We start from the raw sequence: 21327 nt of genomic DNA on the forward strand, positions 1-21327 counted from the left end.
CTCGACGGTCGTGACCCTCTGCACGTGGTCGATCGCGGCGCGGCCGGTTAGGGTTGACTAACCGGGTGTCGATCTTGAGGGGGCTGTGTGCTGGTTCTGGTGGCGGTCCATGCGCTCGCAGCCGTGACCGCCCCGGCGCTGGTACGCATCTGGGGCCGTCGGGCGCTCTACCTGCTGGCCGCCGTCCCGGCCGCGGCGCTGATCTGGGCCCTGACCCGTACCGACTCGGTCCGCTCGGGCACGCCCGAGGTCGAGACGGTCACCTGGGTGCCGCAACTCGGCCTGGACCTCGCGCTGCGGATGGGCACGCTGTCCTGGCTGATGGTGCTGCTGGTCGGCGGCGTCGGCGCGCTCGTGCTCGCGTACAGCGCCCGCTACTTCCGCTCCGACGATCCCGGTCTCGGCCGCTTCGCCGCGGTGTTCGTCGCGTTCGCCGGCGCGATGCTGGGCCTGGTGGTCTCCGACGACCTGCTGTTGCTCTACGTATTCTGGGAACTCACCACCGTCTTCTCGTACCTGCTGATCGGCAGTGACCCGACCCGACGGGCCAGCCGGCACGCCGCCATGCAGGCGCTGCTGGTGACCACGCTCGGTGGCCTGGCGATGCTCGCCGGCTTCGTGATGCTCGGCGAGCACGCCGGCTCGTACCGGTGGTCGGAGATCTCGCAGGACCTGCCGGACGGCGGCTACCTGACCGTCGCGCTGGTGCTCGTCCTGCTCGGGGTGACCAGCAAGTCGGCGATCTTCCCGTTCAGCTTCTGGCTGCCGCGGGCGATGGCCGCGCCGACCCCGGTCAGCGCCTACCTGCACGCGGCCGCCATGGTGAAGGCCGGGGTGTTCCTGGTCGCGCTGATGGGCCCGGCGGTGGGCCAGGCCACCGCGTGGCGCGGCGTCCTGCTGGCCGGCGGCCTGGTCACCATGTTCCTCGGCGGCTGGACGGCGCTGCGGCAGGTCGACCTGAAGCTGCTGCTGGCGTACGGCACGGTCAGCCAGCTCGGCCTGCTGATGGTGGTCCTCGGCGCCGGCACCCGGGACACCGCGCTGGCCGGCGCCGCGATGGTGCTGGCCCACGCGCTGTTCAAGGCCACCCTGTTCCTGGTCGTCGGCGTCGTCGACCACGTCGCCGGCACCCGGGACCTGCGGGAGCTCAGCGGCCTGGGTCGGCGGGCGCCGGCGCTGGCGGTGGTGGCCGGGCTCGCGGCGGCCTCGATGGCCGGCCTGCCGCCGCTGGCCGGGTTCGTCGCCAAGGAGGCCGCGCTGGAGGCGTTCCTGCACGGCGGCGCCGTCGAGCTGGTGGTGCTCGCCGGGCTGGTGACCGGCTCGGCGCTGACCGTCGCCTACACGGCGCGCTTCCTCTGGGGCGCGTTCGCCGCCAAACCCGACGTGCCGGCCACCCGGCCCGAGCCGGTCGACCGGGCGTTCCTGGCGCCCGCGGTGGCGCTGGCCGTCGCCGGTCTCGCGGTCGGCGTCCTCGCCCCGGCCGTCGACCGGGTGCTCGCCCCGTACGCGGACCAGTATCCCGACGCCGACGCGGGCTACCACCTCGCGCTCTGGCACGGGCTGACCCCGGCGCTCGGCCTGTCGGCGCTGGCCGTCGCCGCCGGCGTCGGGCTGTTCCTGTTGCTGCACCGACGCCGGCCGCACCTGCCGCGGCTGCCCTTCGACGGCGCCACCGGCTACGACCGGCTGGCCGGCGCCGTGGACCGCGCGGCGGTGGAGCTCACCGGGGCCACCCAGCGCGGATCGCTGCCGTTCTACCTCGGTGTCATCCTGCTGGTGCTGGTCGTGCTGCCCGGCGGCGCGCTGCTGGTCGGCGTGCCGTGGCCCGAGCGTTACCAGCTCTGGGACACCCCGTTGCAGGCCGCCGCCGGCGCCGCCGTGGTGGTCGCGGCCGTGGCCGCCGCGCGCGCCCGACGCCGGTTGACCGCGATGATCCTCGTCGGGGTGACCGGCTACGGCACGGCGCTGCTGTTCATCCTGCACGGCGCGCCCGACCTGGCGCTGACCCAGTTCCTGGTGGAGACCGTCACGATCGTGATGTTCGTGCTCGTGCTGCGCCGGCTGCCGACGAAGTTCTCCGCCCGCCCGATCCGGTCCAGCCGGCGGGTGCGCGTCGCGCTCGGCGTGGCCGTGGGCGTGGTCACCGCCGGCATGGCGTACGTCGCGGCCGGGGCGCGGGTGGCGACGCCGATCTCGGTCGGGTTCCCCGAGGAGGCGGTCTCCTACGGCGGCGGCAAGAACGTGGTCAACGTGACGCTCGTCGACATCCGGGCCTGGGACACGATGGGCGAGATCGCCGTGCTGGTGGTGGCCGCCACCGGCGTGGCCAGCCTGATCTTCCGCCGGTCCCGCGCGCTGGACCTGCGCAGCGGCATCCCCGGCGCCGGCCGGCAGAGCTCGGCGCGCCCGCGCTGGCTGACCGGCGGCGCCACCACCCGCGCGCAGTCGGTGATCCTCCAGGTCGTCACCCGGGTGCTGTTCCACGCCATCCTGCTCTTCTCGATCTACCTGCTCTTCTCCGGCCACAACCAGCCCGGTGGCGGGTTCGCCGCCGGCCTGGTCGCCGGACTCGGCCTGGCCGTGCGCTACCTGGCGGGCGGGCGTACCGAACTCAACGGCGCGGCGCCGGTGGACGCCGGCCGGGTGCTCGGCGCGGGCCTGTTCGTCGCCGTCGGCACCGGGCTGGCCGCGATGCCGCTGGGCGGCGACTTCCTCCAGAGCGCGGCGCTCGACCTCCACCTTCCGGTGCTGGGTCACGTCCACTTCGTCACGTCGGTCTTCTTCGACGTCGGCGTCTACCTCATCGTGGTCGGCCTGGTGCTGGACATCCTGCGCAGCCTGGGCGCGGAGATGGACCGCCAGGAGGAGGCCGACCAGGGCGAGACCGACCAGGGGGAGAGCGCCCCGACCGAGGCACGGGAAGAGGAGTTGGTGTGAGCCCCAACCTGGTCTACGTCGTGGTGGTCGGCGTCCTGTTCGCCACCGGCGTCACGTTGCTGCTGGAACGCAGCCTCACCCGGGTGCTGATGGGGGTCATCCTGCTCGGCAACGGCGCGAACCTGCTGCTGCTCACCGGTGGCCGGGCCGGCGGCCCGCCGATCGTCGGCACCACCGCCGAGGAGGAGATGTCCGACCCGCTCCCGCAGGCGATGGTGCTGACCGCCATCGTCATCACGCTGGGCATGACCGCGTTCCTGCTCGCCCTGGCGTACCGCAGTTGGCACCTCAACGGGCACGACGAGGTGCAGGACGACGTCGAGGACCAGCGCATCATGGAGCTGGCGGAGCGGGACGAGGGGCCGGGCACCGCCGACCCGGAGACCACCGACCGGGTTCCGACGGCCCGGGCGGACGACGACCGGCGGGTGGCCGCCGGTGCGCCGGGGCGGACCCGATGAGCTGGCTCGTGCCGTTGCCGGTGGTGATGCCGTTGTTCGGCGCCGCCCTGACGCTGCTGCTCGTCGGCCGGGCCCGCGCCCAGCGGTGGGTCAGCATCACCGTCCTCGCGGCCACCGTGGCGGTCGCGGCGCTGCTGCTGGTCCGCGCCACGCTCGGCGGGCCGCTGGTGGTCGAGGTGGGCGGCTGGGTCGCGCCGCTGGGCATCGTGCTCGTCGCCGACCAGCTCGCCGCGTTGATGCTGGTGGTCTCCGCCGCGGTCACGCTGTGCGTGCTGGTCTACTCCATCGGGCAGGGCCTGGCCGACGGCAACGAGGAGACGCCGCTGTCGGTCTACCACCCGACCTACCTGGTGCTGACCGCCGGCGTGTGCAACGCGTTCCTCTCCGGTGACCTGTTCAACCTCTACGTCGGCTTCGAGATCCTGCTGGTGGCGAGCTACGTGCTGCTGACGCTCGGCAGCACGGAGAACCGGATCCGCGCCGGCACCACGTACGTCGTGGTCAGCCTGCTGTCGTCGCTCATCTTCCTGGTCGCGATCGGCCTGATCTACGCCGCCACCGGCACGCTCAACCTGGCCCAGCTCGTCGACCGGCTGGACGCGCTGCCGGACGACCTGCGGCTGGTCCTCCAGGGCATGCTGCTGCTGGCGTTCGGCATCAAGGCCGCCGTGTTCCCGCTCTCGGCCTGGCTGCCGGACAGCTATCCCACCGCGCCGGCGCCGGTCACCGCGGTCTTCGCCGGCCTGCTCACCAAGGTCGGCGTGTACGCGATCATCCGGACCGAGACGCTGCTGTTCCCCGGTGGCCGCACCGCCGACCTGCTGCTGGTGATCGCGGCGCTGACCATGGTGGTCGGCATCCTCGGCGCGGTGGCGCAGTCGGACATCAAACGGCTGCTGTCGTTCACACTGGTCAGCCACATCGGCTACATGCTGTTCGGGGTCGGCCTGACCACCGCGCACGGGCTGTCCGCCGCGATCTTCTACGTGGTGCACCACATCACCATCCAGACCACCCTGTTCCTCGCGGCCGGTCTGGTCGAACGACGCGGCGGCAGCACCGCGCTGGACCGGCTCGGCGGGCTGGCCCGGCTGTCGCCGTTGCTGGCGGTGCTCTTCTTCGTGCCCGCGCTCAACCTGGCCGGCATTCCGCCGTTCTCCGGGTTCCTCGGCAAGGTCGGCCTGGTGCAGGCCGGCGTGTCCGACGGCGGCGTGCTGGCCTGGGCGCTGGTCGCCGGCGGGCTGCTCACCAGCCTGCTCACGCTCTACGCGATCGCCCGGGTGTGGAACCTCGCGTTCTGGCGGGACCCGCACCCGGACATGCCGGGCCCCGACGACACCGCCCGGGCGGCCCGCACCGACGGCGCCGAGCAGCCGCACGACGACCCGTCGCCGGCCGGCGCCGTGCTGCCCCGGCTGATGACCGCGTCCACCGCCGCGCTGGTGGTGCTCGGCCTCGGGCTGACGGTGGTGGCCGGGCCGCTCTTCGACATCAGCACCGACGCCGCCGACGACCTGCTGCGCCGCGCCCCCTACGTCGAGGCCGTCTTCCCGGACGGTGCGCCGTGACCACTCCTCCGCGTGCGCCGCTGACCCGCCGCGTACGGTGGCGCAACCGGGCCGTCGCGGTGACCGGCCTGGTCACCGTCTGGGTGCTGCTGTGGGGCACGTTCACCTGGGCGAACGTGATCAGCGGTCTGGCGGTCGCGGCCGTGCTGCTGGTGGTCTTCCCACTGCCGCCGGTGACGTTCGCCGGGCGGATCCGGCCGGTGCCGCTGGCCCGCTTCCTGGCCCGTTTCCTGTGGGACCTGGTGGTCGCGTCCGCGCAGGTGGCCTGGCTCGCGGTCCGGTTCGGGCACACCCCACGCGGGGCGATCATCGCGGTGCGGCTGCGGGTGAACACCGACCTCAACCTGACGCTCACCGCCGAGGCGCTGTCCCTGGTGCCCGGCAGCCTCATCCTGGAGGCCGACCGGGGGACCGGCACGCTCTACGTGCACGTCATCGGCGTCCGGACGCTGGACGAGGTGGAACGGTTCCGGCGCGGTGTGCGGGAGCTGGAGGAACGCATCGTCGCCGCCGTCGGCTCGGGCGAGGAACTGCGCCGGCTCCGCGATCCCGACCCCACCGGCCCGCCCGAGCCGGTCGACCTGGAAGGGGCACCGACGTGACAGTCGTGGCCGTGATCGTCACCGTGCTGCTCACCGTGGCCGGTGGACTGACCCTGCTCCGCATCATCCGTGGACCGTCGATCCTGGACCGGGCCGTCGCCACCGACGTGCTGCTCGCCGTCGCGGTCGCCGCCATCGCCACCGAGGCCGCCTACAGCCGGGACGCCACCGCGCTGCCGGTGCTGGTGGTCCTCGCCGTCGTCGGGTTCGTCGGATCGGTCAGCGTCGCGCGGTTCGCGGCGCGGAAAGACCCCAAGTGACAGTCGACGCCGTCCTCGACACCGCCGCCGGCGTCTGCCTGATCGCGGGCGCCCTGCTCAGCCTCGCCGCCGGCATCGCCCTGGTCCGTTTCCCGGACGTGCTGTCCCGGATGCACGCCGCGGCCAAGCCGCAGGTGCTGGGGCTGCTGCTGGTTCTGCTCGGGTGCGCGTTGCGGCTGCGTACCGGCGTGGACATCACCACGCTGGTGCTGGTGGGCATGTTCCAGCTCGCCACCGCCCCGGTCGCGGCGCACATGGTCGGGCGGGCCGCCTACCCGCACGACGACATCCGGCGGGACCTGCTGCTCACCGACGAGTTGGCCGGCCGGCTGGACCGGGTCCGCGCGAACCGGGCCGGGGCGGCGGAGACCCCGTCGTCGGTCGGCGCGCCCGGGCGCGACGCGCAGCCCCCGGCCTGACGGTTTCTTCGCTATCCTGATCCCCGGTTTGTTTGTTGGTTCGGGTGGCGGGGTTGGTGGGCATGGAAAAGGGCACTATCGTCCGGTTCGACGACGTCCGGGGTTACGGGTTCATCGCGCCGGTGCGCGGCGGTGACGACGTCTTCGTGCACGCGAACGACTTCGGCGACCAGCGGCATTCCGTGGCGGTCGGCATGAAGGTGAGCTACGAGGTCGTGCAGTCCGAGCGGGGTCTGAAGGTCGCGCGGGTGACACTGGACCCGCCGCCGGTGTCGTTGCAGGGCGCGACGTCCGCCGTGCCGGCCGGCACCGGGTCGGCGCCGGTGGAGGACGACGAGTTCGACGTGCTGACGGTCGGCCAGTTCGAGGCCTCGGTCACCGAGCTGCTGCTGGCGAACGCGCCCACCATGACCGGCGGGCAGATCGTCCAGGCCCGGCGCGCGCTGATCGCGCTGGGGCGCCAGCACGGCTGGGTGGAGGACTGACCGCCCCGGTGCCCACCGGTCAGCGGTTGCGCTCCACGACGTAGGCGGTCAGGTCGAGCAGGAAACGACCGTCCTCGGTCTCGGCCGCGGCACCGAGGGCCCGTTCTCCCTCGCGTCGGGCCGCCGCGGCCAGTTCCCGGGCGCTGCGCCGGGCCGACTCCACGCAGTCGTACGCGAGCAGCCGCCCGTGCAGCCAGCGCACCTCCGACGCGGTGCGCGCCGCCCGGGTCCGGCCCAGGAAGCGCAGCGCCCGCTCGCGTTCGTCGGGCGTGCACCGCCGCAGGAAGTCGATGAGGATGAGCGTCCGCTTGCCCTCCCACAGGTCGCCGGCGATCTCCTTGCCGTACCGGGCGAAGTCGCCGGTCAGGTTGAGCGCGTCGTCCTGGATCTGGAACGCGGCACCCAGGTACCAGCCGTACCGGTCCAGGACGTCGACCGCGTTCTCCCGCCCGGTGGCGACCAGGACGCCGGCCCGGCACGGATAGATGCAGGTGTACCAGGACGTCTTCTTCAGGCACATCCGGTAGTAGTCGTCGGCGTCCAGGTCGCACACGTTGTCACGGATCCAGCCGACCTCGATGGCCTGCCCCTCCAGCGAGTGGCGCAGCATCAGCTCGGTCTCGGTGAACAGCCGCCACGCGATCCCCGAGCCGAGCGCCGCCCGGTTCGCGGCGAGCCGCCGCAACGCCAGCAGGTTCGTCATGTTGCCGACGTTGAGCGCCACGCCGACCCCGTACTCGGCGTGCAGGGTCGGCCCGCCGCGTCGTTGCTCGCTGGCGTCCTGGATGTCGTCGTGGATGAGGAACGCGTTGTGGAACAGCTCGACGGTCACCGCGGCGTTGAGCCCCACCGGCTCGGCGCCGCCGAACGCCCGGCAGGTCGCCAGGCACAGCGCGGCGCGCAGTCCCTTGCCCCAGCGCCGGGGATACTCCGCGACCAGGTCGTAGAGGTACCGCGGCCCGCCGTCGGGCAGGTCGTCGAGCAGCGCGTCGAGGGCGAGCCCGCGGTAGCGCGCCAGCATGCGGTCCACGTGCCCGCCGGCCACCCCGGTGGTCGGCGCCACCGCGCCGCTACCGGTCCGTCCGGGTCGGGCCGGCCGGACCCGGCGACGACAGCCGGTCCGCGAGCCCGTTGGCCACGTCGGGCGCCAGCCGCGCGAGATTGAGTACGGTGTCGAGCGCGTCGTGCGCGTCCGAGGTGTAGCGGCGGATCACCTCGCCGCGTCGGTCGTCGGCCATCTTCAGTTGCCCGACCACGGTGTCGATCAGCGCGTGCCCGTCGGTGCGGACCCGCGCGACGAGTTCGTCGAACGCCTCCGGGTCGACCCGGCGGCTCTCGGTCAGCTTCTCCTCGAGCCGCCGGGCGCCGGCCAGCCCTGCCGCGAGTTCCTCCTCCAGCACCGTGGCCGCGTGGGTCACGGTCTCCGAGGTCTCCTCGGCCACCTTCTCGAAGCGCTCGTCCGCGCGCTCACGCTCACCATTCGCCATGAGGGGAGTCTGCCACCGCGCCAAGGGCGGCACGCCACGAATGTGTCCGATTGGTGACTGTCGGTACGGAGACTCGGCTGCGCGATCACCCCGCGCTGTCGCGCGGCTCCAGTATGCTCTCGGCCTTGGACCATCCACAGGGGACTCGATGAGACTGCCGCTGACGTACCGCTCCGCGCTCAAGTTGATCGGAGCCCACGAGCCAGTCCTCCTGACCCGCCTCGACAAACTGCTCGGCGGCATGGTCCTCGCCTCGGGGGTGGCGGGCCTGCCGATGGGGAGCGCGGTCCTCACGGCGGTGTGGGGCTGGGTGGACCAGAAGAGCGAGTTCGTCAAGCTGCTGACCGGCGGCGTCACCTGGTGCCGTGACCGCCTCGCCGGGGCGTCCGGCCACGAACGCCGCCAACTCGTCGCCGCCGCGCACACCGTCCTGGTCGGGGAGGCGCTGTTCCACGCGCTCCAGACCCACTTCGGGCCGACCTACCGCAGCCTCGAACTGACCGACGAGGAGAAGAAGCACCTCTTCCGGGACAAGCACGACGCGCAGCGGTACGGCGACGCCGTCGCCGTCCTGCTCGACACGACCATCGAGGTTCCCTGGGCGGGGCGCACCTTCGACGACAACCTCGCTCGCAGCGTCGAGCCCTACCTGCGTGACGCGATCAACCGCTGTCTGCGTTCCTTCGAGAAGCTCGCGGTCTGGGAACGGGCCTGGACGACGCACCCTCGCCCGGATCCCAACGCGATCCTGCGGGCCGCCGTCAGCCGGTACGAGGAGAACTACTTCCGGCTCGCGACGGATGTGCCGGAGTTCCTGGTCTGGGCGCTGCTGGGGGAGCAACGCGGGGCGAGCCTGGCCGTCCGGGCGGCCAACCGGGAGATCGTCGCCGCGCTGCGCAGCCAGGCGCACTCCCTGCACAAGGTCGAGGCGCTGCTGTCCCTGATCTCCGGCACGAGTGGCCGCGACCCGGACACCACGGCCCTCCGCAAGCTCAACGGGTCCATTCTCGACCAGCCGCTCATCAGTGCGAGCGAACTCATGGGTGTCGCGGAGGTGGCGATTCCGACCATCCGCGAGGGTTACGTCGCCCCACGATTCCGCTGTGCGGTGGTCGACTCCTACTCATATCCGTCGAGCGAGGAGTGGTGGTCGACCCGTCGGGTGCGATCCGACCTCGACACCTTCCTCGCCGGCTATCTCGCGTCCGTCGAGTGCACGCAGCGGCCGTTGGTGGTGCTCGGGCACCCCGGCGCCGGCAAGTCGTTGCTCACCCGCGTCCTCACCGCTCGCCTCTCGGCCACCGCCTTCCCGGCCCTCCTCGTTCCGCTGCGGCGGATCCGCGATCCGGGCGCATCGATCTACCAGCAGATCCAGCAGATCCTCGACGAGGGCACCCACGCCCGCGCCCTCTGGTCGAAGATCGGCAACACCGCGGTCGACGGCGCCGGCGGCGCCACCAGGGTCGTGCTGCTGGACGGGCTGGACGAGCTGATGCAGGCCACCGGCACCACCGAGTCGGGTTACCTGAGCCAGGTGCAGGAGTTCCAGCGCGTCGAGGCCACTCAGGATGCCCCGGTCGCGGTCATCCTCACCTCCCGGCAGGTCGTGGCGGACCTTGCGAACATCCCGACCGGCTGCATGGTCATCCGGATCGAGGACTTCACCGAAGCGCAGATCAGCGCCTGGCTCGACGTCTGGAACCGGGTGAACGCGCCCACGCCGGGAGCGGATGCGGCCCGCCTCAGCGTGGACGCCGTCCTGGAGGCCGGCGAGCTGGCCCGGCAGCCCCTGCTGCTCCTGATGATCGCCATCCAGGCCGCCACGTCGGGTCGGTTCGCCATGGCGGCCAGCGAAACCACCGTCTACCACCGGCTGCTCGTCGACTTCACCCGGCGGGAACTGCGCAAGGACGGGTCGCGCGACCGCTTCACCGATCCCCCCGCCGAGGCCCTGGTACAAGCCGAGCTGTGGCGCCTCGGGGTGGCCGCCTACGGGATGTTCAACCGGGGACAGCAGTTCGTCACCGAGGACCAGCTCCAGGAAGACCTCGGGCTGCTCGACCCGCGCGGCGAGCGGGCCGGCCGGGAGGCGGGCCGGTTCGTCCGTTCGCTGACCGCCGCCCGGCGGACGATCGGGCGCTTCTTCTTCATCCACACCTCGGAGACGGGCGAGGTGGACCACCGGCGGAAGACGTACGAGTTCCTCCATGCCACGTTCGCGGAGTACCTGATGGCGTACCACGCCGTCGACCGCATCCGGGAACTGATCGACTCGTACGTGAGCTACCGCGCCGGCCGGCTCCGGCCGGAGGCGTCGTGGAACGACGACGAGATCCTCTACTCGTTGCTGGCGCACCGACCGATAGCTGCGAGCGAGAAGACCGTCGAGTTCATCAGACAGATCTTCGACACCTTCGACCCGCTGGAGCGCGTCAACGGTGGCACGGTCCTGGAGAGCCTGCTGAGCGAGGCGCACCGTCACCGGTCCGGCGGGCGTGAGGTCGGCTACAACCCCGGGGCCCGCAGCGGCTTCCAGCGGCTGGCCGCGTACCTCACCAACCTCATCGTGCTCCGGCTGCTGCTCCTGCCGGACCACTCGATCGGGGTCGACGAGCTGGCGCCCGGCGGTGGTGACTCCCTCACCTGGTGGCGCTCGACCGTCCGGCTGATCCAGGCCGGTCTCGGCGAGGGCGCCTGGTTCGGCGTCCTACGGACCATCGAGCCGGTCGTCTCCGACGGGCACTGTTTCCTCCGGCTGCGGCAGGAACCTCTGCTCCCGATCGGCCGCGACGTCTATGAGGCACAGTTGCTGTTCGATCCGGAAGCGGTCGACGTCGCGTACGTCGGTGTCGCGCTCTGGCGGGGCCTGCACGTGCCCGCCACCGCACACACGTCGGCGCAGCTCTATGCCGACGTCGTCGCGCACCGCCTGTACGCGCCGCCGTCGCCCGGCAGCGCGCGGGCTCTGCTGGAGCGCGTCCGCACGGTGGGCCGCCTGACCGACCCCACCGCTCTGGCGTTGGTGGAATACCTGCTCGCCCACTGTGCCCACCTCACGCTGGCGGAGTTGCGTGACCTCATCAGCGCGGCGGTCACCTCGCGCACCGCCGCGGTGCGCGCCGTCCCGCTGGTCGTGGCCCGTCCGGAGTTGCTGCGCGTCCTGCCCCAACTCGATCACTGGTACGGGCAGGTGTTCCCGTCGTCGCTGGACTTCCTGCGCGTCGGGGGCGCGCTGAGACTGCTGACGCTGACCGGTTCCCCGGAGGGCCGGGAATCCGGCTGGAAGCAGTTCAAGACGTGCATGCTGGCGAATTCCGACTGGGCCACGTCGCTGTCGTTCGAGATCGTGGAGAAGTACGCCGCCCTCGCCTCCGCCACCGACGTCTGGCCGACGATCATCCCGTCGGTGGTGGACGCCATGACCTTCGACCTGGTCAACCACGCCCGCACCGGCGCGCTCACGCCGCGCCGGCCCGGGGCGACGGCCGACGATGGACCGACCGATCCGCCACCGGATCCGGAGTACACCGAAGCGGACGACACGCCGACGTGAGCGGAGCCGGTCGGCGGCCAAACCGGTGGTCGGATCGCGCCGGGTCGGCGACCATGGTCGGCATGGTGGGGGACCGGGCATGAGGCTGCCGCTCCAGGGTGGGCTGCCGCCGGCGGAGACGCCGTCCGGCGTGTTCGTCGAGATCGCCTGCGACGAGTCGGGGTTCTCCGGCACCAACCTGCTCGACCCCGCCACGCCGGTGATCGCCCACGCGAGCGTCGACCTGAGCGTGCCGGAGGCGACCGCGCTGGTCACGGCGCTGCGCTCCGATTTCCGGTTCGCGCCGCACGAGTTCAAGTCCCGGCAGTTCCTGCGCCGACCCGAGGCGGCCGAGGCGTTGGCGTGGTTCCTGGCGGCACTGCGCGGGCGGGCGCACGTCCACCTGCTCGACAAGCAAGGCTTCCTGGTCACCCGCGTCGTCGACCTGTTGCTGAGCGAGCCGTCCTACCTGGCCGGCACCCGGCTGGCCGGAGAGCACCGGGCGGACGCACTCGCGCTGCACCGGACCGGGCGTGCGGTCGGCCCCGAGTGGGACGCCTTCCTGGCGGCGTTCGTCGACATGCTGCGGACCAAGCGGCGGGACCGGGCGGGCGACGGCAGCGTGGACCGCTTCTTCGCGGCCCGGGAAGCGCTGCTGCGGCACGCGCCGACCGACGCCGTGCTCACCGCGCTGGACCGGGCCCGGGTGGCCGCCGTCCAGGCCCGGCTCTACGCCGAGGACCGGTCGATCCCGCCGCCGTTGGAGCCGTTGCTGCCGGCGTTGGCCGAGACCGTGTCGTTCTGGAGCGCGGGGCGGCGGCGGGTGCTGGTGACCCACGACGAGCAGAGCGCGCTCACCGCCGACCGGCTGCGTCGCCTCCAGCACGCGTTGGCCGAGCGCGCCGGGCTGCCGGCGGGGGAGTCGCCGCTGGCCGGCCTGGTGATGACCGACTCCCGGGACGATCCGCGCGTGCAGGTCGCGGACCTGCTTGCCGGCGTGGCGCGGCGGATGCCCCGCGCGGTCGACGACGTCGCCTTGCTGACCCCGTAAGCACCACTGGGTACGCGTACTCAGCGCGATTCCCGTGCCGTGGCTCAGGTGTCGGCGCGTCGGCGTCGGCAGGATCCTTGTCATGGCCGAGACACTGCACCGACCCGCCGCCCTGCGTACCGTCGACATGCCGTTGCCCGGCGAGGTCGCGCTGTCGGCCACCGGCCGCGCGGTGGCCACACTGGTCCGGCTGGTCGGCCGCCACCCGGCCGGGTGGCGGTGGCTGGCCCGGCGGCACCACCCGGCGCTCGACCGGCTGGCCGAGGCGAACGCGCGGGCGGCGTGCGTGCGGGCGGCCCGGCGGGTGCCGGCCTACCGCGAGTTCCTGCGGGCCCGCCCGGCGGGCGTCCGCCGCCGGCTGCGGGACTTCCCGGAGACCGACAAGCTCGGGTACGTGGTGGGCCACGACGCCGCCGCCCGGTGCCGGCGGGGGCGCCTGCCGGAGCGGGGCGTGGTGGTCGACGAGTCGGCCGGGTCGTCGGGGCGGCCGTTCAACTGGCCGCGCGGCGAGCGGGAGCTGCGGGCGGTGCACCGGGACATCGCCGGCTACACCGGGCTGGTGTTCCCGATGCGCCGGCCGTTCGTGATCAACGCGTACTCGATGGGGGCCTGGGCGACCGGCACCACGACCGGCGCGGCGATGGCCCGGATCGCGGTGGTGAAGAACACCGGACCGGACCTCGGCAAGATCATCGACACGTTGCGCGAGTTCGGCCCGGGGCACGACTACCTGGTCACCGCGTACCCGCCGTTCCTCAAGCACCTGCGCGACCGGCTGGACGCCGAGGACTTCCCCTGGTCGCGGTACCGGATCTTCGGTAGCTGCGGCGGGGAGGGGATGACCGAGGCGCTGCGGGACTACCTGGAGCAGCGGTTCGTGCGGGTGCGCTCGGCGTACGGGGCGTCGGACCTGACCATCGGCATCGGCGCGGAGACCCGGTTCACGGTGTGGCTGCGGCGTCGGCTGCGGACCGACCCGGGGCTGCGCGCGGACCTGCTCGGCGCCGGCGAGCAGCGGCTGCCGATGGTGTTCCAGTACAACCCGTTCGCGACCTGGCTGGAGACCAACGAGCGGCGGGAGCTGGTCTGCACGGTGGCCGGGCCGGACGTGCTCCAGCCCCGGCTGCGCTACAACGTCGGCGACGAGGCGCTGCTGGTGCCGTACCGGCGGATCGCCGAACTGGCCGCGGCCGACCCGGTGCGCGCGGCCGAGTTCCGCGCCGCGACTGCCGAGGAACGGATGACGCTGCCGTTGCTGCTGCTGTTCGGCCGGCGCGACTCCACGATCTCCTACCTGGGCGCGAACCTCTACCCGCAGGACGTCGAGTACGGCCTCTACACCGGCAACCCGCACGCCGGCGCGATCAGCCGGTTCTGCCTGGCGCTGGTCGAGGACGCGACGCTGGAGACCCGGCCGGTGATCCACGTCGAGCTGCGCGGCCCGCTGGCCGCCGCCGACCGCGCGGCGCTCGCCACCGCCTGCCGCGAGGGGGTACGCCGGCACCTCACCTCGGTGTCGCGCGACTTCGCGCAGTCCCTGCTGGAGGACCCCTCCGCCGGTGACCTGCGGGTCGAGCTGCACGAACCGGGAACCGGCCCGTTCGCCGGCCCGCAGAAGATCAAGAACGCCTACCTGGTGGTGAGCTGACCATGCGTACCCGAGACTTCTCCCGCGCCCCGGCGCAGGCCCGCGCCGGCGCGATGTTCATCGGCGGCACCCGCTACGCGAGCCCGCTGGTGCTGCTGCGGCTGGCCCCCGACTGGTTCCGGATGGTGCGCGACATGCGCCGGATGTCGGGCTACTGCTGGCACACCGTCTACTGGCAGTTCCCGCTCACGTTGGGCACGATCGCGTTCTTCACCGACCGGGACGCGATGCTGCGCTTCGCGCGGACCCGGCACCACCGCAAACTGATGGCCTGGCTGACCGACGGTGGGCGCAACGCGACCGCCGGGTTCATCCGGCTCTACACGGCCTCGCCGGACGGCTACTCCAACGGCGCGTGGCGGGCCGAGGACGGCGCGATGGGCCACATCGACACGTTCACCCCGCTGGGCGCGGAGACCACCGGACCGGCGGTACGCCGGTGAGCGGCCACCGGTTCGAGCGGGTCACCGGCCGGCGCGGCCTGGCCGAGTTCCTCGCGCTCACCGACCGGCTGTACGCGGACGAGCCACGGTACGTGCCGACGCCCCGGCAGCAGATCCGCCGCTGGTGGGCCGACGGCGTGCCGCTGTACGTGCTGCGTGACGCCGACGGCGCGGTGGTCGGGCGGACCACGCTGCACACCGACGCGGACCTGGACGCGAAGCTGGGCCGGCGGTGCCAGTTGTTCGGGCTCACCGAGTTCACCGCGCCGGCCGCCGGGCCGCTGTTCGACGCCGTCACCGCGCACGCCGGCGCCGACCGGGACCTGCTGTTCGGCCCGGTGGCGCTGCTGCCCAACCAGGCCGGCGGGGTGATCACGTCCGGGTTCGACGACCGGGGCTTCACCGACAGCGCCTGGAACCCGCCGCGCTACCCGGCCGCCTACGAGGCGTACGGCTTCGCCCGCCGGTTCGTCTCCGACACCTGGATCTGCCCGGTGCCGGCCCCGGTCGAGCCGCCGCCGGCGTTGGGCGGGCAGCCGGACGGCGCGCGGCTGGAGCTGCACCGGGGCGACGCGCGGCGCCTCGACGAGCAGCTCGACCTGCTGCGCGGCATGCTGAACGACTCGTTCGCCCAGCTCGGCTACTACACCCCGATCTCCGCCGCGCAGTTGCGCCGGCAGACTGACGGGCTGGCGTACCTGCTGGACTCCGCGCTGCTGCTGTACCTGACCCGGGACGGGCAGCCGGTGGCGTTCGTGCTCTGCGTACCGGACATCAGCGCGTTCCTGGTCGCGGCGCGCGGCGACCTGGGCCCGGTCAACCAGCTCCGGCTGCTGGCCACCCGCCGCCGGTACCGCCGCGAGGCGGTGCTGATCGTCAAGGGCGTGCTGCCGGAGTTCCAGGGGCGCGGCTACCAGCGGCTGCTCTCCGCGCACCTGCACCACAACCTGCACGCCGGCGGCTACACCACGCTGCGCAGCACCTACGTCGGGCGGGACAACCCGGCCTCGGCGGCGCAGTACCGCCGGCTCGGCGGCCGTCCGCTGCACGGTTACACGTTCTACGCGAAGGAGCGATGACATGGACCTCGCCGCGTTCCGCGCGTTGGAGCCGCTGTGCTGGCGCGCGCCGAGCGCACACAACACCCAGCCGTGGCGGCTGCGCTACGAGCGCTGGGCGATCACCGTCGGCTGGGACCCGGCCGACACGTTGCCGGCCGGCGACCCGAGCGGGCGGGACCTGCGGCTGTCGCTCGGCGCGTTCGTGGAGACCTGCCTGATCGTCGCCGCCGACGCGGGGCTGCGACTGGACTGGGTCGCCGACCACGACGAGCACGACCGCCGGGTGGGTCGGCTGCGTCCGGCGCGGCAACCGTACCGCACGCCGTTCCGCACCTCGGAGGTCTGGGACCGGCGTACCGACCGGGGCCGGTTCACCGGCGGCCCGGACGCCGACGTGCTCGCGGCCGCCGACGCCGTGGCCCGGCGGGCCGGCGGCGGGGTCCGCCTCGTGCCCGGGGCCGGGCGGCTCGGCGCGTTGCTGCGCGCCGCCGACCGGCAGGTCTACGCGGACCCGGCGGTGGTGGCCGAGCTGCGTCGGTGGCTGCGGCTGGACCCGGCGCGGCCGGACTACCGGGCCGACGGGCTCAGCGATCGTTGCCTCGGGTTGTCCCGGCCGGCCGCCACCGGGCTGCGGGCGGCGCTGGCCGCGTATCCGGTGCTGCGCCCGCTGGGGTTGGCCCGGCTGCTCGCCGCCGGCGACGATCCGCTCGCGCGCGGCGGCGCGGTGCTGGCGCTGGTGGCCCCGCCCGACCTGGACGCGGCCGGCCAGGTCGAGTTCGGCCGGGTGCTGATGCGGGTGTGGCTGACGCTGCACGCCGCCGGCCTGGCGGCGCACCCGTTGAGCCAGCTCGTCGACGTCGCCGCCACCCGTGACGCGCTCGGCGCGCTGCTGGACGTGGCGCCGCAGCGGGTCGTGCACGTGACCCGGGTGGGGCGGCCGGTCGCTGCGGCGCCCCGCTCGGCCCGCCGGATCGGCCACGGGGGAGCGGACGCCCGGGTCGCGGCGGGCCGGGCGGATCGGGAGGCGGCCCTCGCGGCCTGGTGACGGCTCAGCGGCGCGGCGGCGCGGTGCTGCCGCGCACCACGAGCGCCGTGCCGAGTTCGTAGCGTTCCTGGGTCGGCGTGCGGCCGTCGGCCAGGGTCAGGGCGAGGCGCGCGGCGGTGGCGCCGATCTCGCCGAACGGCTGCCGCACCGTGGTCAGTGGCGGCGCCAGCCAGGCCGCCTGGTCGACGTCGTCGAACCCGACGACGCTCAGATCGTCGGGTATCCGCAGGCCCGCCTCCCACGCCGCCGCGTAGACCCCCATCGCCTGGAGGTCGTTGCCGCAGACGACGGCGGTCGGCGGATCGGGTCGGGCGAGCAACTGGGCGGCGAGGTCGCGGCTGTCGTCCACGGTGAACACGCCCCGTCGTTCGAGGCTCTGGTCGAACGGGACGCCGGTGGAGTCCAGCGCGGCGTGGAAGCCGTCCAGGCGGGCCCGTGAGGACAGGTCCTTGACCGGCCCGGTGAGCACCCCGATCCGTCGGTGGCCCAGGTCGAGCAGGTGCCGGGTGGCGGTGAGCGCGCCGCTCCAGTTGTTGGACCCGACGACGGGGGTGGGGAACAGGTCGCCGATCGGGTCGACGGCGACGAGCGGTATCCCCTCGGCCGCGAACCGCTCCCCGTCCTCGGCGGTGACCAGTGAGGACACGGTGATCACGGCGGCCGGTTGCCGCAGCAGCAGGGGCTCCACCCAGGGCTGCCCGGCCAGCACGTGACGGTGCACGTCGGTGAAGCCGACGGTGTGGTCGCTGGCGTGCGCGACCTTCTGCACGCCGCGCAGGATCTCCATGGCGATCGACGGCAGCATCCGGTGGAAGACCACCTCGATGCAGAGGGCCGCGCCGCCGGCCTGCCGCCGTCGGTAGCCGTGGTCGCGGAGCAGCGCCTCCACCCGCTGCCGGGTCTGGTCGCCCACCCCGGGTCGGCCGTTGAGCACCTTCGAGACGGTGGGCGGGGACACCCCGGCCAGCTCGGCGATCGTGGCGATGGGCAGGTCACCGCGCCGGGGCTTGCGGAAGTGCGGCCGCGGTCCTTCTTCGATCACGAGCGAAGTCTATGGCCGCGTGCCGTCGTGGAGTCTCGGTCGACCCGGGCCGACCCGCGGGCCGCACCCGCCGGTCGGCCGGTGAGGCGCGAAAGGTTAGCGGTAACATTTCGCGCCCGGGAAGCGGCGGCGCGTCGGCGGGACGCGGATCTGCGCAGGTGGGAGCCGTCGGGGACGGGTCCGGCCGGGCTGGTTGCCGACAGGCGGCCGGACGGAACTTTCGCGAAACCTGATCGTCACATCTTGACGGCTGCCACCCCGATCCATGAAAGTCGATATAGGCAGATGTGGCGCGCGACCGGGAGCTCGGGCGCCGGCAGCTGCCGAGGCGGGTGGCGTAGAAGTGCGCGGGCAGCATTTGTTAACGCTAACAGCGATCCACCGCCGACCTCGAACGCCGGGCGACAGTCGATCCCCCCTGCCCTGACGGCGACCGTCCCGGCCAGACCCGTCGCACCTTCCCCCCACCATGCGTCAGAAAGGTTCCCCATCGTGGCGATCAGCCGAAGAGCACTCATCAAGGCCGTGGCCGCCTCCGGCGCGCTCACCGCGGCGACCGTGGCCGGACTGCCCGGTGCCGCGTGGGCGGCGAACACCGCGTACGCGATGTCGTACTTCACCGAGACGCCGAACTTCCAGGGCGCCGACTACGGCCTGCACCTCGCGGTGAGTCGCGACGGTCTCAACTGGACGCCGCTGAACCAGAACAACCCGGTGGTCACCCCGACCCAGGGACAGCTCGGCCTGCGGGACCCGTTCGTGTTCCGCAAGCAGGACGGCACGTTCGTGGTGCTGGCCACCGATCTCAAGGGCACCAACTTCGGCTTGAACAGCCAGTACCTGCACGTGTGGGACTCGACGAACCTGACCAGCTTCACCGGCTACCGCCGGATCCGGATGCACACCCTGGCCAACTCGCACACCTGGGCGCCGACCGCGTTCTGGGACGCCAACCGCGGCCAGTACGGCATCGTCTACTCGTGCAACAGCGGCGGCGACGTGCTGATGGTCAACTACACCAGCGACTTCGTCACCGTGGGCCCGCAACAGGTCTTCTTCAGCCCCGGCTTCGGTGTGCTCGACGGCGACATCGTCGTCGACGGCGGCACCACCTACCTGTACTACAAGAACCTGTCCACCGGCCTGCTGCACGGCGCCCGGTCCTCGACCGGCGCGCCGAACAGCTTCACCACCTACACCAGCGGCCTGCGGCAGGGCAACGCGATCGAGGCGCCGCTGCTGGTGAAGAACAACGACGGCGGCTGGCGGCTGTGGGGCGACTCGTTCAGCCCGGTCAACGCCGACTACTACATCTGGTCCACCTCGACCATCGGCGGCAACTCGTGGACGCCGCTCAACCAGCGTGACTACACCCCGCCGCTGAACGCCAAGCACGGCTCGATCGTCGGGATCAGCGACGCCGAGTACAACGCGATGGTCACCCGCTGGGGCACCCCGAACTGGGTACGCCTCAAGTCGTCGAACCTCCCCGACCAGGTCGTCCGGCACAGCAACGGCGTCGGCCGGATCGACCCGTACCCGTTCGACCCGTACCAGGACCAGATGTGGCGGATGGTGGCCGGCCTGGCCGACCCCACGGGTGTCTCGTTCGAGTCGGTGAACCGGCCCGGCAGCTTCCTGCGGCACTACAACTACGCCATCCGCCTCGACCCGAACGACGGGACCGCGACGTTCCGCGCGGACGCCACCTTCCAGCGGACCGCCGGGCTGGCGGACAGCACGTGGACGTCGTTCCGCTCCCACAACTTCCCGGACCGCTACCTGCGGCACGCCGGCCAACTCCTGCGGATCGACCCGCTCAGCTCCGCGTCGAGCGCGAGCGACCGCCAGGACGCCACTTTCCGCATCACGCCCTGACCAGGAAGGCACTCCTGATGAGAACGCTTCTGCGCCGCGGCGTGGCCCTGCTCACCGGCCTGCTCTGCGTGGCCGTGCTGACCCCGGCCGCCGCCCGGGCGGACAACCCCATCGTCCAGACCGTCTACACGGCCGACCCGGCGGCGCTCGTGCACAACGGCCGGGTCTACCTCTACACCGGCCACGACGAGGACGGCTCGACCTACTTCACCATGAAGGAGTGGCGCGTCTACTCGTCGGCCGACATGGTCAACTGGACCGACCACGGCGTACCGATGAACCTGGCGACCTTCAGCTGGGCCAGCGCCGACGCGTGGGCCGGCCAGACCGTCTACCGTAACGGCCGCTTCTACTGGTACGTCCCGGTCAAGAACCGGGCCACCGGCCGGATGGCGATCGGCGTCGCGGTCTCCGACAGCCCCACCGGTCCGTTCCGCGACGCCATCGGCCGGCCGCTTGTCGAGAACGGCGAGATCGACCCGCACGCGTTCGTCGACGACACCGGCCAGGCGTACCTCTACTGGGGCAACCCGAACCTGTGGTACGTGCGGCTCAACGCCGACATGACGTCGTTCTCCGGCAGTCCGACCCAGATCCCGCTGACCACCGCCGGCTTCGGCACGCGCAGCGGGAACACCAGCCGCCCCACGCTCTACGAGGAGGCGCCCTGGGTCTACAAGCGCAACGGCACCTACTACAACATCTTCGCCGCCGAGTGCTGCTCGGAGTTCATCGGCTACTCCACCGCGCCCGGCCCCACCGGGCCGTGGACCTACCGCGGCACGATCATGCCCCGGCAGGGCGGCAGCTTCACCAACCACCCGGCGATCATCGACTTCAACGGCGGCTCGTACTTCTTCTACCACAACGGCGCGCTGCCGGGCGGCGGCGGTTTCACCAGGTCGGTGGCGGTGGAGAAGTTCAGCTACCGCGCCGACGGCACCATCCCGACGATCAACATGACCACCGCCGGCGCACCGCAGGTCGGCACGCTCAACCCGTACGTGCGCCAGGAGGCGGAGACGATCGCCTGGTCCGTCGGCGTGGAGACCGAACCGTCCAGTGAGGGCGGCATGAACGTCGGCTGGATCGAGCACGGCGACCACATCAAGGTCAAGGGCGTCGCGTTCGGCGCCGGCGCCACCTCGTTCACCGCCCGGGTGGCCTCGGCGTCCGCCGGGGGCCGGATCGAGGTACGGCTGGGTAGCGCCACCGGCGCCGTGGTCGGCACCTGCACCGTCGGGGCCACCGGCGGCTGGCAGACGTGGACCACCGTCACCTGCCCGGTCAGCGGCGCCACCGGCACCCAGGACGTGTTCCTGCGCTTCGCCGGCGGCAGCGGCTACCTGCTCAACGTCAACTGGTGGCAGTTCCGCTGAGCCGTCCCCCTCCACCACCCCTGAGGAGA

18 protein-coding genes are annotated in these 21327 nt (G+C 72.6%); 15 read left to right on the forward strand and 3 right to left on the reverse strand.

The features are described from left to right. Positions 1 to 87: 87 nt before the first annotated feature. From C8054_RS04330 to C8054_RS04360, 7 genes are all read left to right on the forward strand, one after another. Positions 88 to 2937 carry a Na+/H+ antiporter subunit A gene (locus C8054_RS04330; RefSeq protein WP_107155393.1) on the forward strand — a complete coding sequence of 950 codons (2850 nt, stop codon included), beginning with the start codon at positions 88 to 90 and terminating at the stop codon, positions 2935 to 2937. Continuing rightward, positions 2934 to 3398 carry a Na(+)/H(+) antiporter subunit C gene (locus tag C8054_RS04335; protein WP_107155394.1) on the forward strand — a complete coding sequence of 155 codons (465 nt, stop codon included), beginning with the start codon at positions 2934 to 2936 and terminating at the stop codon, positions 3396 to 3398. The genes C8054_RS04330 and C8054_RS04335 overlap by 4 nt, the downstream gene beginning before the upstream one ends. Continuing rightward, complete coding sequence (locus tag C8054_RS04340) at positions 3395 to 4966, forward strand: Na+/H+ antiporter subunit D (RefSeq protein ID WP_107155395.1); 1572 nt, start codon at positions 3395 to 3397, stop codon at positions 4964 to 4966. The genes C8054_RS04335 and C8054_RS04340 overlap by 4 nt, the downstream gene beginning before the upstream one ends. Next, positions 4963 to 5568: a Na+/H+ antiporter subunit E gene (locus C8054_RS04345; protein WP_107155396.1), complete on the forward strand. Its 606-nt coding sequence runs from the start codon at positions 4963 to 4965 to the stop codon at positions 5566 to 5568. The genes C8054_RS04340 and C8054_RS04345 overlap by 4 nt, the downstream gene beginning before the upstream one ends. Then, complete coding sequence (locus C8054_RS04350) at positions 5565 to 5828, forward strand: monovalent cation/H+ antiporter complex subunit F (protein WP_107155397.1); 264 nt, start codon at positions 5565 to 5567, stop codon at positions 5826 to 5828. The genes C8054_RS04345 and C8054_RS04350 overlap by 4 nt, the downstream gene beginning before the upstream one ends. Then, positions 5825 to 6247 (forward strand): monovalent cation/H(+) antiporter subunit G, encoded by a 423-nt coding sequence (gene mnhG, locus C8054_RS04355; RefSeq protein ID WP_107155398.1) that lies wholly within the window; start codon positions 5825 to 5827, stop codon positions 6245 to 6247. The genes C8054_RS04350 and mnhG overlap by 4 nt, the downstream gene beginning before the upstream one ends. Before the next feature lie 62 nt (positions 6248 to 6309). Continuing rightward, positions 6310 to 6732, forward strand: coding sequence for a cold-shock protein (locus C8054_RS04360; RefSeq protein ID WP_107155399.1), 423 nt, complete (start codon positions 6310 to 6312; stop codon positions 6730 to 6732). 19 nt (positions 6733 to 6751) lie between these two features. Here the strand turns inward: C8054_RS04360 and C8054_RS04365 are convergent, their stop codons facing one another. After that, complete coding sequence (locus tag C8054_RS04365) at positions 6752 to 7795, reverse strand: polyprenyl synthetase family protein (protein ID WP_107155400.1); 1044 nt, start codon at positions 7793 to 7795, stop codon at positions 6752 to 6754. A 7-nt stretch (positions 7796 to 7802) separates the two neighbouring features. Continuing rightward, positions 7803 to 8219 (reverse strand): hypothetical protein, encoded by a 417-nt coding sequence (locus C8054_RS04370; RefSeq protein WP_107155401.1) that lies wholly within the window; start codon positions 8217 to 8219, stop codon positions 7803 to 7805. A 148-nt stretch (positions 8220 to 8367) separates the two neighbouring features. Between C8054_RS04370 and C8054_RS04375 the strand changes: the two genes are divergently transcribed. From C8054_RS04375 to C8054_RS04400, 6 genes are all read left to right on the forward strand, one after another. Further along, positions 8368 to 11772, forward strand: a complete 3405-nt coding sequence (locus tag C8054_RS04375; protein WP_107155402.1) for an NACHT domain-containing NTPase — start codon at positions 8368 to 8370, stop codon at positions 11770 to 11772. Between the two features lie 79 nt (positions 11773 to 11851). Then, positions 11852 to 12802, forward strand: a complete 951-nt coding sequence (locus C8054_RS04380) for a hypothetical protein (protein ID WP_107155403.1) — start codon at positions 11852 to 11854, stop codon at positions 12800 to 12802. 82 nt (positions 12803 to 12884) lie between these two features. Beyond that, positions 12885 to 14450, forward strand: coding sequence for a phenylacetate--CoA ligase family protein (locus C8054_RS04385; protein ID WP_107155404.1), 1566 nt, complete (start codon positions 12885 to 12887; stop codon positions 14448 to 14450). Between the two features lie 2 nt (positions 14451 to 14452). Then, a complete protein-coding gene (locus C8054_RS04390) occupies positions 14453 to 14893 on the forward strand; it encodes a DUF4188 domain-containing protein (RefSeq protein ID WP_107155405.1) in 441 nt (146 codons plus the stop codon). Next, positions 14890 to 15972, forward strand: a complete 1083-nt coding sequence (locus C8054_RS04395) for a GNAT family N-acetyltransferase (protein ID WP_107155406.1) — start codon at positions 14890 to 14892, stop codon at positions 15970 to 15972. Before C8054_RS04390 ends, C8054_RS04395 begins: the two co-directional genes overlap by 4 nt. 1 nt (position 15973) lies before the next feature. Then, entirely contained in the window at positions 15974 to 16999 is a 1026-nt protein-coding gene (locus C8054_RS04400; protein ID WP_233219491.1) for a nitroreductase, read from the forward strand. Positions 17000 to 17003: 4 nt separating this feature from the next. Here the strand turns inward: C8054_RS04400 and C8054_RS04405 are convergent, their stop codons facing one another. Continuing rightward, positions 17004 to 18041 (reverse strand): LacI family DNA-binding transcriptional regulator, encoded by a 1038-nt coding sequence (locus C8054_RS04405; protein ID WP_107155407.1) that lies wholly within the window; start codon positions 18039 to 18041, stop codon positions 17004 to 17006. A gap of 492 nt (positions 18042 to 18533) precedes the next feature. Between C8054_RS04405 and C8054_RS04410 the strand changes: the two genes are divergently transcribed. Together C8054_RS04410 and C8054_RS04415 are read left to right on the forward strand one after the other, a co-directional pair. Next, positions 18534 to 19919 carry a glycoside hydrolase family 43 protein gene (locus C8054_RS04410; RefSeq protein WP_107155408.1) on the forward strand — a complete coding sequence of 462 codons (1386 nt, stop codon included), beginning with the start codon at positions 18534 to 18536 and terminating at the stop codon, positions 19917 to 19919. 17 nt (positions 19920 to 19936) lie between these two features. Next, a complete protein-coding gene (locus C8054_RS04415) occupies positions 19937 to 21298 on the forward strand; it encodes a glycoside hydrolase family 43 protein (RefSeq protein ID WP_107155409.1) in 1362 nt (453 codons plus the stop codon). The last annotated feature ends 29 nt before the right edge of the window (positions 21299 to 21327 follow it).

This window comes from Micromonospora sp. RP3T (genome assembly GCF_003027925.1).
In the GTDB taxonomy this organism is placed as follows: Bacteria; Actinomycetota; Actinomycetes; order Mycobacteriales; family Micromonosporaceae; genus Micromonospora.

Bases quoted from the DNA above. Each gene is read 5' to 3' on its own strand.
- C8054_RS04340 (WP_107155395.1), top strand. From the start codon at position 3,395: ATGAGCTGGCTCGTGCCGTTGCCGGTGGTGATGCCGTTGTTCGGCGCC.
- C8054_RS04360 (WP_107155399.1), top strand. From the start codon at position 6,310: ATGGAAAAGGGCACTATCGTCCGGTTCGACGACGTCCGGGGTTACGGG.
- C8054_RS04370 (WP_107155401.1), bottom strand. From the start codon at position 8,219: ATGGCGAATGGTGAGCGTGAGCGCGCGGACGAGCGCTTCGAGAAGGTG.
- C8054_RS04375 (WP_107155402.1), top strand. From the start codon at position 8,368: ATGAGACTGCCGCTGACGTACCGCTCCGCGCTCAAGTTGATCGGAGCC.
- C8054_RS04380 (WP_107155403.1), top strand. From the start codon at position 11,852: ATGAGGCTGCCGCTCCAGGGTGGGCTGCCGCCGGCGGAGACGCCGTCC.
- C8054_RS04385 (WP_107155404.1), top strand. From the start codon at position 12,885: ATGGCCGAGACACTGCACCGACCCGCCGCCCTGCGTACCGTCGACATG.
- C8054_RS04390 (WP_107155405.1), top strand. From the start codon at position 14,453: ATGCGTACCCGAGACTTCTCCCGCGCCCCGGCGCAGGCCCGCGCCGGC.
- C8054_RS04400 (WP_233219491.1), top strand. From the start codon at position 15,974: ATGGACCTCGCCGCGTTCCGCGCGTTGGAGCCGCTGTGCTGGCGCGCG.
- C8054_RS04415 (WP_107155409.1), top strand. From the start codon at position 19,937: ATGAGAACGCTTCTGCGCCGCGGCGTGGCCCTGCTCACCGGCCTGCTC.